Origin of the sequence: Vogesella mureinivorans, assembly GCF_007644035.1 — a bacterium.
GTDB lineage: Bacteria > Pseudomonadota > Gammaproteobacteria > Burkholderiales > Chromobacteriaceae > Vogesella > Vogesella mureinivorans.
The window spans coordinates 36196-50003 of the sequence record NZ_VMTV02000471.1; the positions used below are offsets into that span (position 1 = coordinate 36196).

13 protein-coding genes are annotated in these 13808 nt (G+C 63.1%); 10 read left to right on the forward strand and 3 right to left on the reverse strand.

Translation table 11 applies throughout. From position 1 onward, the window contains the following. Window positions 1–77: 77 nt before the first annotated feature. The 3 genes from FLQ44_RS24590 to FLQ44_RS12550 are packed head-to-tail and all read right to left on the reverse strand — an operon-like array spanning window position 78 to window position 3227. Window positions 78–1772, reverse strand: coding sequence for a methyl-accepting chemotaxis protein (locus FLQ44_RS24590; RefSeq protein ID WP_147694652.1), 1695 nt, complete (start codon window positions 1770–1772; stop codon window positions 78–80). 55 nt (window positions 1773–1827) lie between these two features. After that, window positions 1828–2778: a 4-hydroxyphenylacetate catabolism regulatory protein HpaA gene (hpaA, locus tag FLQ44_RS12545; RefSeq protein ID WP_147694653.1), complete on the reverse strand. Its 951-nt coding sequence runs from the start codon at window positions 2776–2778 to the stop codon at window positions 1828–1830. Continuing rightward, on the reverse strand, window positions 2775–3227 hold the full coding sequence (locus FLQ44_RS12550; RefSeq protein WP_147694654.1) for a GlcG/HbpS family heme-binding protein: 453 nt from the start codon (window positions 3225–3227) through the stop codon (window positions 2775–2777). Before FLQ44_RS12550 ends, hpaA begins: the two co-directional genes overlap by 4 nt. A 250-nt stretch (window positions 3228–3477) precedes the next feature. Between FLQ44_RS12550 and FLQ44_RS12555 the strand changes: the two genes are divergently transcribed. From FLQ44_RS12555 to FLQ44_RS12600, 10 genes are all read left to right on the forward strand, one after another. Beyond that, window positions 3478–4242: a fumarylacetoacetate hydrolase family protein gene (locus tag FLQ44_RS12555; RefSeq protein ID WP_147694655.1), complete on the forward strand. Its 765-nt coding sequence runs from the start codon at window positions 3478–3480 to the stop codon at window positions 4240–4242. Then, on the forward strand, window positions 4239–5003 hold the full coding sequence (locus FLQ44_RS12560) for a fumarylacetoacetate hydrolase family protein (protein WP_147694656.1): 765 nt from the start codon (window positions 4239–4241) through the stop codon (window positions 5001–5003). The genes FLQ44_RS12555 and FLQ44_RS12560 overlap by 4 nt, the downstream gene beginning before the upstream one ends. Window positions 5004–5059: 56 nt before the next feature. Further along, complete coding sequence (gene hpaE, locus FLQ44_RS12565) at window positions 5060–6520, forward strand: 5-carboxymethyl-2-hydroxymuconate semialdehyde dehydrogenase (protein ID WP_147694657.1); 1461 nt, start codon at window positions 5060–5062, stop codon at window positions 6518–6520. 87 nt (window positions 6521–6607) lie between these two features. Then, complete coding sequence (gene hpaD / locus FLQ44_RS12570; RefSeq protein ID WP_147694658.1) at window positions 6608–7456, forward strand: 3,4-dihydroxyphenylacetate 2,3-dioxygenase; 849 nt, start codon at window positions 6608–6610, stop codon at window positions 7454–7456. Between the two features lie 45 nt (window positions 7457–7501). Further along, entirely contained in the window at window positions 7502–7888 is a 387-nt protein-coding gene (locus tag FLQ44_RS12575; RefSeq protein WP_147694659.1) for a 5-carboxymethyl-2-hydroxymuconate Delta-isomerase, read from the forward strand. 11 nt (window positions 7889–7899) lie between these two features. Next, window positions 7900–9108: a multidrug effflux MFS transporter gene (locus FLQ44_RS12580; RefSeq protein WP_147694660.1), complete on the forward strand. Its 1209-nt coding sequence runs from the start codon at window positions 7900–7902 to the stop codon at window positions 9106–9108. A gap of 9 nt (window positions 9109–9117) precedes the next feature. Next, the gene (locus FLQ44_RS12585) at window positions 9118–10590 is read left to right on the forward strand and encodes an NAD-dependent succinate-semialdehyde dehydrogenase (RefSeq protein WP_147694661.1); all 1473 of its coding nucleotides are present in this window, start codon (window positions 9118–9120) and stop codon (window positions 10588–10590) included. A gap of 38 nt (window positions 10591–10628) precedes the next feature. Then, window positions 10629–11432: a 2-oxo-hept-4-ene-1,7-dioate hydratase gene (hpaH, locus tag FLQ44_RS12590; RefSeq protein ID WP_147694662.1), complete on the forward strand. Its 804-nt coding sequence runs from the start codon at window positions 10629–10631 to the stop codon at window positions 11430–11432. A gap of 12 nt (window positions 11433–11444) precedes the next feature. Next, the gene (hpaI, locus tag FLQ44_RS12595; RefSeq protein ID WP_147694663.1) at window positions 11445–12248 is read left to right on the forward strand and encodes a 4-hydroxy-2-oxoheptanedioate aldolase; all 804 of its coding nucleotides are present in this window, start codon (window positions 11445–11447) and stop codon (window positions 12246–12248) included. Between the two features lie 344 nt (window positions 12249–12592). Further along, window positions 12593–13762: a p-hydroxyphenylacetate 3-hydroxylase oxygenase component gene (locus tag FLQ44_RS12600; RefSeq protein ID WP_147694664.1), complete on the forward strand. Its 1170-nt coding sequence runs from the start codon at window positions 12593–12595 to the stop codon at window positions 13760–13762. Window positions 13763–13808: the final 46 nt, after the last annotated feature.

Genomic DNA, 13808 nt, shown 5'->3' on the forward strand with positions numbered 1-13808 from the left:
AAGCAATGATAAAAAAAGCGCCCATCGGGCGCGCAAAGGAGAAATGGCCCGGCAAGCACCAGGCCACGGGAGAGCCATTACACTACACCGCCCTGCCAGCGCTGCTCGATGGCAGCGCGCCGCGCGCCAGGCAGAAAGTCGGCCAGGAAGGTATTGATGGCCTGCAGCAAGGCGGTGTTTTCCGCCAGCGCAGCCACAGCAACACAGTAATGCCACGGTGTGGGTGTCAGCGGGGTAGGCAAGATATCGAGGCGCCCCCGCCACGGGCTGGCCGCATCCACTGCCGCCCAGTGGAAAATGGTGCGCTCCACAGCAAAGGCATCGACACTGCCCTCCGCCACCGCGGCATGAATGCGCCGCTGATCGGAATACAGCAACAGGTTGGCTAGCTGCACGCGGCCGCCAGGCACGTCCCGGTTTGCCTGCCAGCGCACCCCGGCAGCCTGCAGTGCCGCCAGGGCACTCGGGTCATTGCCCACGCCCAGCACCTTGCCGCCCAGGTCGTCCAGGCTGCGGATGCGGCTATCGCCTGCGCGGCGTACCAGCACGAAGGGCGTGGTGCAGTACGGCTGCGATAGCCACAGCCCTGGCAGTGCAATGCCGGCAGGCATGGCACTCCAGACCAGATCGGCCAGCGGCTCGCCCGGTTGCCGGCCAAAGTGCAGCAAGTCCGGGCACTGATCCCAGCTGTGCTCGACAAACTGCACCCGCACCCCAAGCCAACCGGCAAAAGCCGTGGCGTAATCGATATCCAGCCCCTGTAGCGCCTGGCCATCGCGCAAGCGAAAAGACAGTCCGGTAAAGGCCGGTTCCACTGCCACACGCAGTACCCCACGGGCACGGATATCAGCCAGCCGATCATAGGCCGCCTGCAACGGCAACTGCTGCTGGCGCAACAACTGCTGCACCGCCTGCTGGCGCTGGACCACGGGCAAGAGCATGGCCACAGCCAGACTATCGGCCATGCCGGCAGCCCGCTCGGCATGGCCTAGTAGCAGCGCGGCACGCTGAGCCACCTGCGGCGCGGCTTCGGTCACCAGCCGGTTGGTATCACTCAGCCCCTGCATATTGCTGCCCAGCGCATCAAATAATTGCGCCATGTCGCCCAGCCGTATGCCCAGCCGGTCGATCAGCGCCGCCAGCTTGGCATCGCTGGCGCTGACCAGCGCGGCAACCTGCTGTTGCACCTCACCCAGATCCATGTGCTGCATGGCCAGCGCCGCGCTTTCCAGCGTGCGCTGTGCCAGACGGCGGACTTCATCCGCCACCACGGCAAAGCCACGGCCCTGTTCCCCCGCCCTGGCAGCCTCGATAGCTGCATTCAGCGCCAGCAGGTTCACCATCTTGGCGATGTCGCTGGTTTCCTCGATCACCCCCAGCGCCTGCGCGGCCTTGTGATCAATCAGCGCAACGGCGGCGGCCAACTCGCGCCGGATATCACCGGCGACCTGCGCCACTTCCGCAGCCAGTGCCTGGCGCAGGCCATCAGCGATGCTGGCACTTTGCTGCACCTGGGCGGCCGACTGCGTCAGGGCCGATTGCATGCGGCTGCTGCGGACTTCTATTTCTGCGGCCAACTGCCGCTGGGCATCCAGGCCACGCACCATGCCGTGCTGCATGGCCGTCACCGTGTGTAGCAAGCGGACAACCGGCGCGTCATCCACGGCGGGCAACACATCGCCGGCAGTCGAAGACGGCGGTGCAACGTCGGCAAGCGGCAACAGGCGCGCGGTATCGGGCCGTCGCCAAGCGCGGCGAAAAACAGACAGCATGGCATCACTCCTTGAGGTGGGGCGATGCAGTATCTGTGCGCCGACGCAACAGGGGCTATCCGGAATCGGCAAATCGAATCGGCGGCGGCAGCGATTCGGCCTGCAGGTTGGCCGCACGGTAATCGCTGGGGCTGCGCCCGGTGTCGCGCAGGAAAAAACGCGAAAAATACGCTGGGTCTTTAAAACCAAGGTGGTAAGCAATTTCGTTGATCGAACTGCCGGAAAAAATCAGCAAGCGTTTGGCTTCCTGTAATAGCCGGTCATGCACCAGCCGTTTGGATGGCAGGTCGGCCAGACGGCGGCAGATGTCATTGAGCCGGGCTTCGGTTACGCCGATCTGCTCGGCGTAACGCCACAGCGCCCAGTGTTCGCGGTAGTGCTGCTCGATCAGGGCGTTGAAACGGTGGTAAATATGCAAGTCTTCGCGGCGAAAGTGCTGCTTGTCGCCGGCTTCGCTGGCCAGACGGAGCAAGCTGATCAGCAACAGCTGTGTCAGCCCTTGCAGTGCCAGTTCGCGCCCGGCCGCCGCCGCCGTGAATTCCGCCGCCAGCAAGGCAAACAGCTGCGGCAAGCGTGCCCCCTCGGTGGCCAGCGCCTCGGGCACGTTGCCCAGCTCGACACAGAATGGCGTCATCAGCCGAAGCTCGGTTTCCTGCCGGGGCAAGGTGGCCAGCAGCTGCCACACCAGCTCTTGCCGTACCGTCAGCACGTGCCCGTCGGCATCTTCTTCGGTAATGAAGGCGTGCGGCACGGTCGGTGGCGTCATGAAGAACAGCGGCGCCCGAGCGATGTATTGCGCCTCCTCCAGATACAGCCGTATCTGCCCGCTGGCGAGGTAATGCACCTGAAAAAACCGGTCGTGACGATGCACCGGCATATTGCGGCCAAAGAATGCCGCCAGCTTGCCAAACCGCTCGTAGGACACCTCTGCAGCGGCATAGGGGCTGTCGTATTCCTTGCCGATATCGATATTAGGGATAGGGCTGCGTTCACGCGCCACGGTCATATCTCCACACCAATGGCCGCCAGACCGGCAGCGGCACAGGCCACGTCCTGCGCCTCGCTGGCACCGGACACCCCGATGGCTCCGATGCGTTCGCCTCCCAGCAGAATAGGCAGGCCGCCACCAAAACCGGCAAAGCGTGGCCGGCCGTAGAGGCCAGCCCGGACAGCGTCACTGCGCTCGGCCAACCGGGTGGCCCACAGCTCAGTCGCCATGTTGAAGCTAGCTGCGGTATAGGCTTTGTCCATCGCGATTTCTACGGAATGCAGCGGCCCCTCCTCGCAACGCAGAAAGGCCAGTAGCACTCCACTACGGTCCACCACCGCAGCATTGACCCGCACACCCAACAGGCGCCCATGCGCCACGGCTGCTTCGACAGCCTGCAGCGCAGCTACCGTAGTGAGCGACCGGCAAACATAGGCCAGACTGGATGTATCGCAAGGTGTAGACATGAGTTTCTCCTGGTAAGGGGCAGATGACTGCACAAGCAAGGTGCGCCTTGCGTGCGAAAAGTACCGGCTTCCCGGTGCAAAGTACACGTGATCCGCCGGCATAGTGAACATATTCAGCAAATGCTTTAGCCGGGGTGTTGACAAGAACAATCAGCGCGCCGTATAAATTTAACATGTTAACTAACTTGCAGCAGCAGGCCGCCAAAGGTTGGCCGCCGGCCTGCAAGCCACCCAAGCAGAAGGAGCAAGCATGGCGCGTGGACGCATTTTGCTTAATCGACAGGTTCGCGACGTAACGCTGCAAGCAGACGGCAACCTGTTGCTGGATAACGGCAACCCGTTACTGGAAAGCCCGCAATGGCTGGCACCGGTTACCGGTACCGTCTACGGCGCAGCGCTCAATCATCGCTCGCTGGTCGAGTCGCTGGCCGGCGCCTTTGAGGATGCCCCCTACAAAGCCGCGCCCCAGGCCCCGGTGCTGTTCATCAAGACCAGCAACACCCAGATCGGCCACGGTGCCCCCATCCCGTTTCCTGCCGGCGTTGACCGCATCCAGGCCGGCGGTGCACTGGGCATTGTCATCGGCAAGACCGCGCGCAAAGTCAGTGCCGAACAAGCGCTGGCTTACGTGGCCGCCTACACCGTGGTGAACGAGGTCAGCCAACCGGAAGACAGCTTCTACCGCCCTGCGGTCAAGGCCAAATGCCGTGATGGTTTCTGCCCCATCGGGCCGTGGCTGATTGATGCCCGCCGGGTCGACCCGAACACGCTGGTAGTAGAAACCTACGTTAACGGCACCCTGCGCGAAACCAACCGCTGCGCCGATCTCGTCCGCAGCGTACCGCAGCTGATTGCCGACATTTCCGGCTTCATGACCCTGGAACCCGGTGACCTGCTGATTGCCGGCACACCGCTGCGCAGCGTGGACCTGCAAGCCGGTGACACCGTGACCGTTGCCATTGACGGCATCGGCCGCCTGGAAAACCCCGTTATCGCAGAGGAGGCCGCACGATGAAACACGCCCGCATCCGCTACCAGGGCCAGACACACAACGTCATGGTCAACGAGGATCACAGCGTTACCGTCAATGGCCAGCGCCTGTCGGCAGACGACGTCACCTGGCTGCCCCCGGCGCAGGGCACCGTGTTTGCCCTGGGCCTGAACTATGCCGACCATGCGGCCGAACTCGCCTTCAAGGCACCCACCGAACCGCTGGTTTTCCTGAAATCGCCTAGCACCCTCACTGGTCACCAGCAAGTGTCGGTTCGCCCGGACAACGTGACTTACATGCATTACGAGTGCGAGCTGGTCGTCATCATCGGCAAGACCGCGCGACACGTCTCGCGCGAACACGCCATGGACTACGTGGCTGGCTACAGCGTCTGCAATGACTACGCCGTACGCGATTTCCTCGAAAACTACTACCGCCCCAACCTGCGCGTGAAAAACCGCGACACGCTGACACCGATCGGGCCGTGGTGGGTAGATAAGGCTGACGTGGCCGACCCGGCCAATCTGACGTTGCGCACCTGGGTTAACGGCAAGCTGACCCAACAGGGCAACACCCGCGACATGGTGTTCGACATTCCTTTCCTCATCGAATACCTGAGCAGCTTCATGACGCTGTCGCCAGGCGACATGATTGCCACCGGCACGCCGGAAGGGCTGGCAGATGTCGTGCCAGGTGACGAAGTGGTGGTGGAAGTGGAAGGCGTTGGCCGCTTGGTCAACCGCATCGTCAGTGAGACCGAATACGAAAACCTGCGAGGCCGTTGAGCCGCAACAACCCCGATTCATCGGTGCGGCAGCGCCGCACAGCCAAGGAAGACATCATGATCAAGCACTGGATTAACGGCCGCGAAGTCGAAAGCAAGGACACCTTCACCAACTTCAACCCGGCCACAGGCGAGGCCATCGGCGAAGTCGCCAGCGGCGGCGCCGACGAGATCAACGCGGCTGTCGCGGCAGCCAAAGCTGCCTTCCCCGCCTGGTCCAACACCCCGGCCAAAGAACGGGCGCGCCTGATGCGCCGTCTGGGCGAACTGATCGACCAGAACGTACCGCGTCTGGCCGAGCTGGAAACCCAGGATACCGGTCTGCCCATCCACCAGACCAAGAACGTGCTGATTCCGCGGGCCTCGCACAACTTCGACTTTTTCGCCGAGGTGTGCACCCGCATGGACGGCCACACCTACCCGGTGGACGACAGCATGCTGAACTACACGCTGTACCAGCCGGTAGGCGTTTGCGGCTTGGTCTCGCCGTGGAACGTGCCGTTCATGACGGCTACCTGGAAAACCGCACCCTGCCTGGCACTGGGCAATACCGCAGTGCTGAAAATGTCGGAACTGTCGCCGCTGACCGCCAACGAGCTGGGCCGTCTGGCGATGGAAGCCGGCATTCCGCCAGGCGTGTTCAACGTAGTGCAGGGCTACGGTGCCAATGCCGGCGACGCGCTGGTACGCCACCCGGACGTACGTGCCGTGTCGTTTACCGGTGGTACCGCTACCGGCCGCCGCATCATGCAGAGTGCCGGCATCAAGAAATACTCGATGGAACTGGGCGGCAAGAGCCCGGTGCTGATTTTCAACGATGCAGACCTGGAGCGTGCGCTGGATGCGGCCCTGTTCACCATCTTCTCGCTCAACGGTGAACGCTGCACTGCCGGCAGCCGCATCTTCATCCAGGAAGCGGTATACGACGAATTCGTCGCCGAATTTGCCCGTCGTGCCCGCAACCTGATCGTAGGCGACCCGCAAGACCCGAAAACCCAAGTCGGCTCCATGATTACCAAGGCACACTACGACAAGGTCACCGGCTACATCCGTATCGGTATGGAAGAAGGGGCGACCTTGCTGGCCGGTGGTCTCGAACGTCCGGCCAACCTGGCACCCCATCTGCAGAACGGCCACTTCATCCAGCCAACTGTGTTTGCCGACGTGGACAACCGCATGCGCATTGCCCAGGAAGAAATCTTCGGCCCGGTGGTCTGCCTGCTGAAATTCAAGGACGAAGCCGAAGCGCTGCGACTGGCCAATGACGTGGAGTACGGCCTGGCGTCGTACATCTGGACCCAGGACATCGGCAAAGCCCATCGTCTGGCCCGTGGCATCGAAGCCGGCATGGTATTCATCAACAGCCAGAACGTCCGCGACCTGCGTCAGCCGTTTGGCGGCGTCAAAGCGTCGGGTACCGGCCGCGAAGGCGGTGCCTACAGCTTTGAAGTGTTTACCGAAATCAAGAACGTCTGCGTCTCGATGGGCAGCCACCACATCCCGCGCTGGGGCGTATAAGCCGTGATGGCCAGGCCACCGCCTGGCCATCACCACAAGACCCAACCACCCCACCGCCAACGTTTACAGAGAATCGAGGAGACCACCATGGGCAAACTTGCGCTTGCCGCCAAGATCACCCACGTACCATCCATGTACCTGTCCGAGCTGGACGGGCCGCACAAGGGCTGCCGTCAGGCCGCCATCGATGGTCACAAGGAAATCGGCCGCCGTTGCCGTGAGCTGGGCGTGGACACCATCGTCGTGTTCGACACCCACTGGCTGGTGAACTCCGGCTATCACATCAATTCGGCCCCGCACTTTGCGGGTATCTACACCAGCAACGAGCTGCCGCACTTCATCAAGAACATGCCCTACGAATACCAGGGCAACCCGGCGCTGGGCCGCCTGCTGGCCGATGCGGCCACTGCAGCCGGCGTGCACACCCGCGCTCACGACAACACCACGCTGGCACTGGAGTACGGCACGCTGGTACCGATGCGCTACATGAACGAAGACCAGCATTTCAAAGTGGTATCCGTTTCTGCGCTGTGTACCGTGCACAACCTGCAAGACAGCGCCACCCTGGGCGCCGCCATGCGCCGTGCCATCGAAGAACAGTACGACGGCACCGTCGCCCTCTTTGCCAGCGGCTCGCTCTCGCACCGCTTTGCCCAGAACGGCGTGGCCGACCAGTACCTGCACAAGGTGTGGAGCCCGTTCCTGGAAACCCTGGACCACGAAGTGGTGGAAATGTGGCAACGCGGCGACTGGAAAACCTTCTGCGCCATGCTGCCGGAGTACGCCGACAAGGGCCACGGTGAAGGCTTCATGCACGACACCGCCATGCTGCTGGGCGCGCTGGGCTGGGACGAATACCGCGGCCAGGCCGAGGTGGTAACCCCCTATTTCGGCAGTTCCGGCACCGGCCAGATCAACGTCATCCTTCCCGTGTAATGCCGCAGGCCACCGTCGTACCTGGCGGTGGCCCTGGAGACCGTCATGCCGCACTTTATCCTTGAATGTACCGATAACATCCGCGAACAGGCCGAGCTGCCGGAACTGTTCCGCAAGGCTCACGACTTCCTGATCGGCACCGGCCTGTACCCGGTGGCCGGTATCCGTAGCCGTGTCCACTGGCTGGACACCTGGCGCATGGCCGATGGCGAGGCCGACTACGCCTTTGTGCACATGTCGCTGAAAATTGGTTACGGCCGTAGTGCAGAGGAGCGTGAATACACGGCCCAGGGGCTGTTCGAACTGATCAAGGCGCACTTCCAGCCGCTGTTCGACACCCGCTACCTGGCCCTGACTTTCGAGCTGAGCGAGCTGCCACAGCAATTGAGCTACAAGCACAACAACGTCCATCAGCGCTTCCGCCAGGTCTGAGCCCCACCAGCATGAACACGCACACATCCGCACCCGAGCGCCTGATCTGGCTACTTGCCGCTCTGGTCGCATTCGGCCCGCTATCGATCGACCTCTACCTGCCTGCTCTGCCGGCCATTGCGGCCAACCTGCACGCCCCGGTCGGGCTGATCCAGCTGACCATCGGCGGCTTTCTGGGCGGGTTCTGTCTGGGCATGCTGCTGTACGGCCCGCTGTCCGACCGCTACGGCAGACGGCCGGTGCTGCTGCTTGGCATCTCGCTCTACCTGCTGGCCAGCCTGGCTTGCATGTTAGCCGCAAGCGGCGAGCAACTGGTTGCGCTACGCGTGATACAGGGCATCGGTGGCGGCGCCGGCAGTGTGCTGGGCCGCGCCATGGTACGCGACCTGTTTCCACTGGCACGCGCAGCCCAGGTGCTGTCTACCTTGCATCTGGTCACCATGATCGCACCCCTGCTGGCCCCGCTTCTCGGCGGCCTGCTATTGCAATGGGCTGGCTGGCGCAGCCTGTTTCTGGCCCTGACGATCTTTGCCGCACTGATCCTGTGGCGGGTCGCCCTGCGCCTGCCGGAAACCCACCCGCCAGCACAGCGCCATAGCACCGGCCTGGCTAGCGTGTTTCTGTCTTACCGCTCGGTACTGGCTTGCCGCCACTCGCAAGGCTATCTGCTGGCGCTGGGCCTGACATTCGGCGCGATGTTTGCGTACATCACCGGCTCGCCGTTTGTGTACATCCATTACTTCGGCGTGCCGGCACAACACTACGGCTGGCTGTTCGGGCTCAACATCGTCGCCGTCATCGCCTTTACCTGGCTGAACAAGCGCCTGGCCGTACACGGCAACGCCGACACCTTGCTGCAATGGCAGACCGGCGCCATCGCCATCGCAGGCGCGGCCTTGTGGCTGGCGGGTGCCGGTTCGCTGATGGCAGTAGTCCTGCCGCTGCTGATTAGCGTTGGCCTCACCGGCTCGGTGGGCGCCAATTGCATGGCCAGGCTGCTGCAACAGCACGCCAGCCGGGCAGGCGCCGCCATGGCGCTGGCCGCCAGCGGCCAGTTTGCCGCGGGCATGCTGGCCAGCGCTGCCGTAGCCCGGCTGCACGACGGTACCCCGGCCGCCATGTGTCTGGTAATTGCCCTGTGCGGTGCCGGTGCCTGGCTGAGCCTGCAACTTCAACGCCTGGCGACGCCCGCGTCGTCAGCCACGTCTCCCCCCATGTGAGCACCCACCATGACACAGAGCAACTTGTTGCAAGACCCCGGCCTGCTGCGTAACCAGGCCTTCATCAACGGCGAATGGGTAGCCGGTGACCACGGCACCCGTTTTGCCGTGCACAACCCGGCCACCGGCGACGTGCTGGCCGAGGTAGCCTCGCTGGGCAGTGCCGAGACCCATCGTGCCATCGAAGCGGCCGAAGCGGCCCTGCCCGCCTGGCGCAACCTGCCAGCCAAGCAACGCTCGCAGATCTTGCGTCGCTGGTTCGAGCTGATGATGCAGCACCAGGAAGACCTGGCGCAGTTGCTCAGCCTGGAGCAAGGCAAACCGCTACCGGAAAGCCGTGGCGAGATTGCCTACGGGGCCAGCTTCATCGAATGGTTTGCCGAAGAGGCCAAACGCGCTTACGGCGATGTGATTCCCAGCCCGGCGGCAGACCGTCGGCTGGTCACGCTGAAACAGCCCATCGGCGTGGTGGCCGCGATCACCCCGTGGAACTTCCCTAATGCCATGATCACCCGCAAGGTGGGCCCGGCGCTGGCGGCCGGTTGCACCGTGGTGGTGAAGCCGGCGGCCGAAACCCCCTTGTCGGCACTGGCCATGGCCGTGCTGGCAGAGCGTGCCGGCGTGCCGCGCGGCGTGCTCAATATCGTTACCGGCGACCGCGCCAGCGAGATCGGTGCCGAGCTGACTCGCCACCCGGCGGTACGCAAGCTGTCGTTTACCGGTTCCACCCGCATCGGCAAATTGCTGATGGAACAGTGCGCTGGCACAGTTAAAAAACTGGGGCTGGAACTGGGCGGCAACGCCCCGTTCATCGTGTTCGACGACGCTGATCTGGACGCCGCCGTGCAGGGTGCCATGGCCAGCAAATTCCGCAATACCGGCCAGACCTGCGTGTGCGCCAACCGCATCCTTGTACAAGATGGCGTTTACGACGCCTTTGCCGCCAAGTTGGCCGCGGCGGTCAGCCAGATGGCGGTAGGCCCTGCCCACAGCGGCAATGTGCAGCAAGGCCCGCTGATCAATGCCAAGGCGGTAGCCAAGGTAGCCGAGCACGTCAACGATGCGGTCAGCCAGGGTGCCTGCGTACTGACTGGCGGCGCACCACACGCGCTGGGGGGCAACTTCTATCAGCCGACGGTGCTGACCGAGGTCACCGAGCACATGCTGGTAGCGCACGAAGAGACTTTCGGCCCGTTGGCCCCACTGTTCCGTTTCAAGGACGAAGCGGATGCCATCCGTCTGGCCAATGCCACCGAGTTCGGTCTGGCGGCCTATTTTTATAGCCGTGATGTTGGCCGCATCTGGCGTGTGGCAGAGGCCATCGAAGCAGGCATGGTGGGCATCAACGAAGGGCTGATTTCTACCGAGGTGGCCCCATTCGGTGGCATCAAGCAGTCCGGGCTGGGCCGGGAAGGCTCCAAATATGGCCTGGAAGACTTCATGGAAATCAAATACCTGTGCTTCGGCGGCCTGGACCGCTAAGCCGTCAACGCTATAGACCTAACTGACAGAGAGACAACATGCTTAGCCAAGACATCATCGAACAGACTGCCCGCCGCTTGCACCAGGCCGAGCAGGAGCGCCAGCAGATTCGCCAGATCTCGCTCGAGTACCCGGACATCACCATCGAGGACGCCTACGCCATCCAGCGCTGCTGGGTGGACATGAAACTGGCCGAAGGCCGCGTGGTGAAAGGCCACAAAATCGGGCTGACTTCCCGCGCCATGCAGATGTCGTCGCAAATTGACGAGCCGGATTACGGCACCTTACTGGACGACATGTTCTTCAACGACGGAGCCGATATCCCCACCAGCCGCTTCATCGTACCGCGCGTCGAGGTGGAGCTGGCTTTCATTCTGGGCAAGGAACTGAAAGGCCCGAACATCACCCTGTTCGACGTCTACAACGCCACCGAGTACGTGATTCCGGCGCTGGAAATCATCGATGCCCGCAGCCAGTCCATCGACCCGGCCAGCGGCCGCCCGCGCAAGGTGTTCGACACCATTTCCGACAATGCGGCCAACGCCGGCGTGGTCATGGGCGGCCGCCCCATCCGGCCATCCGAGCTGGATCTGCGCTGGGTCCCGGCCCTGATGTACCGCAACGGCGTGATTGAAGAATCCGGCGTAGCCGCCGCCGTACTGAACCACCCCGCCAACGGGGTGGCCTGGCTGGCCAACAAACTGGCCCCGTTCGACGTTAGCCTGAAACCGGGACAGGTGATTCTGGGCGGCTCGTTTACCCGCCCGGTGGCCGCACGACCAGGGGATACCTTTCATGTGGATTACGGCCCGCTGGGTGCCATCAGCTGCCGCTTTGTCTAACAGGAGACCACGATGCAAAACCCGCGCAACCACTTCAAGGCCGCGCTAAAGGCCGGCGAGGTCCAGATTGGTCTGTGGCTGGGCCTGGCCGATGCCTACTGTGCCGAACTGCTGGCCGGCACCGGCTTCGACTGGCTACTGATCGACGGCGAGCACGCCCCCAACGAACTACAGGGCATGCTGGCACAGCTGCAGGCCATTGCCCCCTACCCTAGCCACCCGATCGTGCGCCCGGTCTGGAACGACCCGGTGCGCATCAAGCAGATCCTGGATATCGGCGCACAAACCCTGCTGCTGCCCATGGTGCAAAGCGCCGCCGAAGCCGAGCAAGCCGTGGCGGCCACGCGTTACCCGCCGCACGGTATCCGCGGTGTGGGTAGCGCATTGGCTCGGGCCTCGCGCTGGAACCGTATCCCCGACTACCTGCACGCCTGCGAGCAGGAGATCTGCGTACTGGTGCAGATCGAGACCCGAGCCGGCCTAGCCGCGCTGGATGCCATCGCCGCCACCGAAGGCGTGGATGGCGTGTTCATCGGCCCGGCCGACCTTTCTGCCGACATGGGTTACCTGGGTCAGCCGACGCACCCGGCAGTCCAAGCCGCCATTGAAGATGCCATCCGTCGCATCCGCGCCCATGGCAAGGCTCCCGGCATCCTGATGGCAGATGAGAAGCTGGCCCGTCATTACATTGCGCAGGGGGCGCAATTCGTGGCGGTCGGCGTGGACACCACCTTGCTGGCACGCAGTGCCGAAGCGCTGGCCGCCCGCTACCGCGACACGCTCGCACCGGCCCCCCAGGCCAGCAGCGTGTATTAAACCCGGCAGGCCGGTGCCTGCACCGGTTAGCCTGCTGCCTCCCCGTGGCAGCGTCACTGACAACGGCAGGCCGTTGTTCGCAGGTGCTTCCTCTTTTTACCGGCCTCGTGCCGGTATTTTTTTGCCCGCTTTTCACCGTGTATCGAACGATGCCTCCTGGGTGCACCACCCGATCAAAAAACGATGAAAAGTACAAATTTACACCCGAAAGTTACATTTCAACCGCGATTGACGCTCCGCATAATGCAGTCACAGCCAACGCCACAGATAGCCGGCCCAACCCGGCAACGCCCGATACGGGCCAAGGCTGGCGAGACCACGACACATCATGGAGAGAGATGATCATGAACAAGCACAATCCTTTGCTGGAAAAACTGCGTACCATCCTGCCGGCGATTGCGGCCAACGCCCAGCGCGCGGAAGAAGAGCGCAAAGTACCAGACGAAAACATCAGATTGCTGAAAAGCATTGGTATGCATCGCGCCTTCCAGCCCAAGCAATACGGTGGTCTGGAAATCTCCCTGCCCGAGTTTGCCGACTGCGTGGCCGCCCTGGCCGGCGCCTGCGGTGGCACCGCGTGGGCGTTCAGCTTGCTGTGTACCCACAGCCACCAACTAGCCATGTTCTCGCCGCAGCTGCAGCAAGAAGTCTGGGGTAATAACCCGGATGCCACCGCCAGCAGCAGCATTGCCCCGTTCAGCCAGATCGAAGAGGCCGACGGCGGCGTGTATCTGAGTGGCGAGATGGGCTGGAGCAGTGGCTGTGACCACGCCGAGTGGGCCATCGTGGGCATGCGCCGCAAGAACAGCGAAGGCGAGCTGGTCTACAGCTTTGGCGTCCTGCCGCGCAGCGACTACGAGATTCGCGACAACTGGTTCTCGATGGGCATGAAAGGGAGTGGTTCCAAGACACTGGTGATCCGCAACGCCTTTATCCCGAATCACCGTATCGAGGCGGCCAAAGACATGATGGAAGGTCGCTCCAGCGGCTTTGACCTCTACCCGGACAGCGCCATTTTCTACACCCCGTACCGCCCCTACTTTGCCAGTGGCTTTGCCGCCATTAGCTTGGGCGTCGCAGAACGCATGCTGCAAGCGTTCAAGGAAAAAACCCAGAACCGTGTACGGGCCTACACCGGTGCCAGCGTCGGCACCGCCACCCCAGCCCTGATGCGCCTGGCAGAGTCCACCCACCAAGTAGCGGCGGCACGTGCATTCCTGGAAAAAACCTGGCAAGACCACGCCGAGCACGGCCGCCGTCATCAATACCCCACGCGTGAAACCCTGACCTACTGGCGTACCAATCAGGCCTACGCCGTGAAGATGTGCATTGCCGCTGTTGACCGCCTGTTCGGTGCATCAGGCGCCGCTAGCTGGATGGAAGGGAACGAATTGCAGCGTCTGTTCCGCGACTCGCACATGACCGGCGCCCACGCCTATACCGACTACGACGTCTGCTCCCAGATCCTGGGGCGTGAGCTGATGGGGCTGGAACCGGACCCGACCATGGTCTGATCCGCCTATCCCGCACAAAGTGGCCCGGCTGACCGGGCCCGCCCCA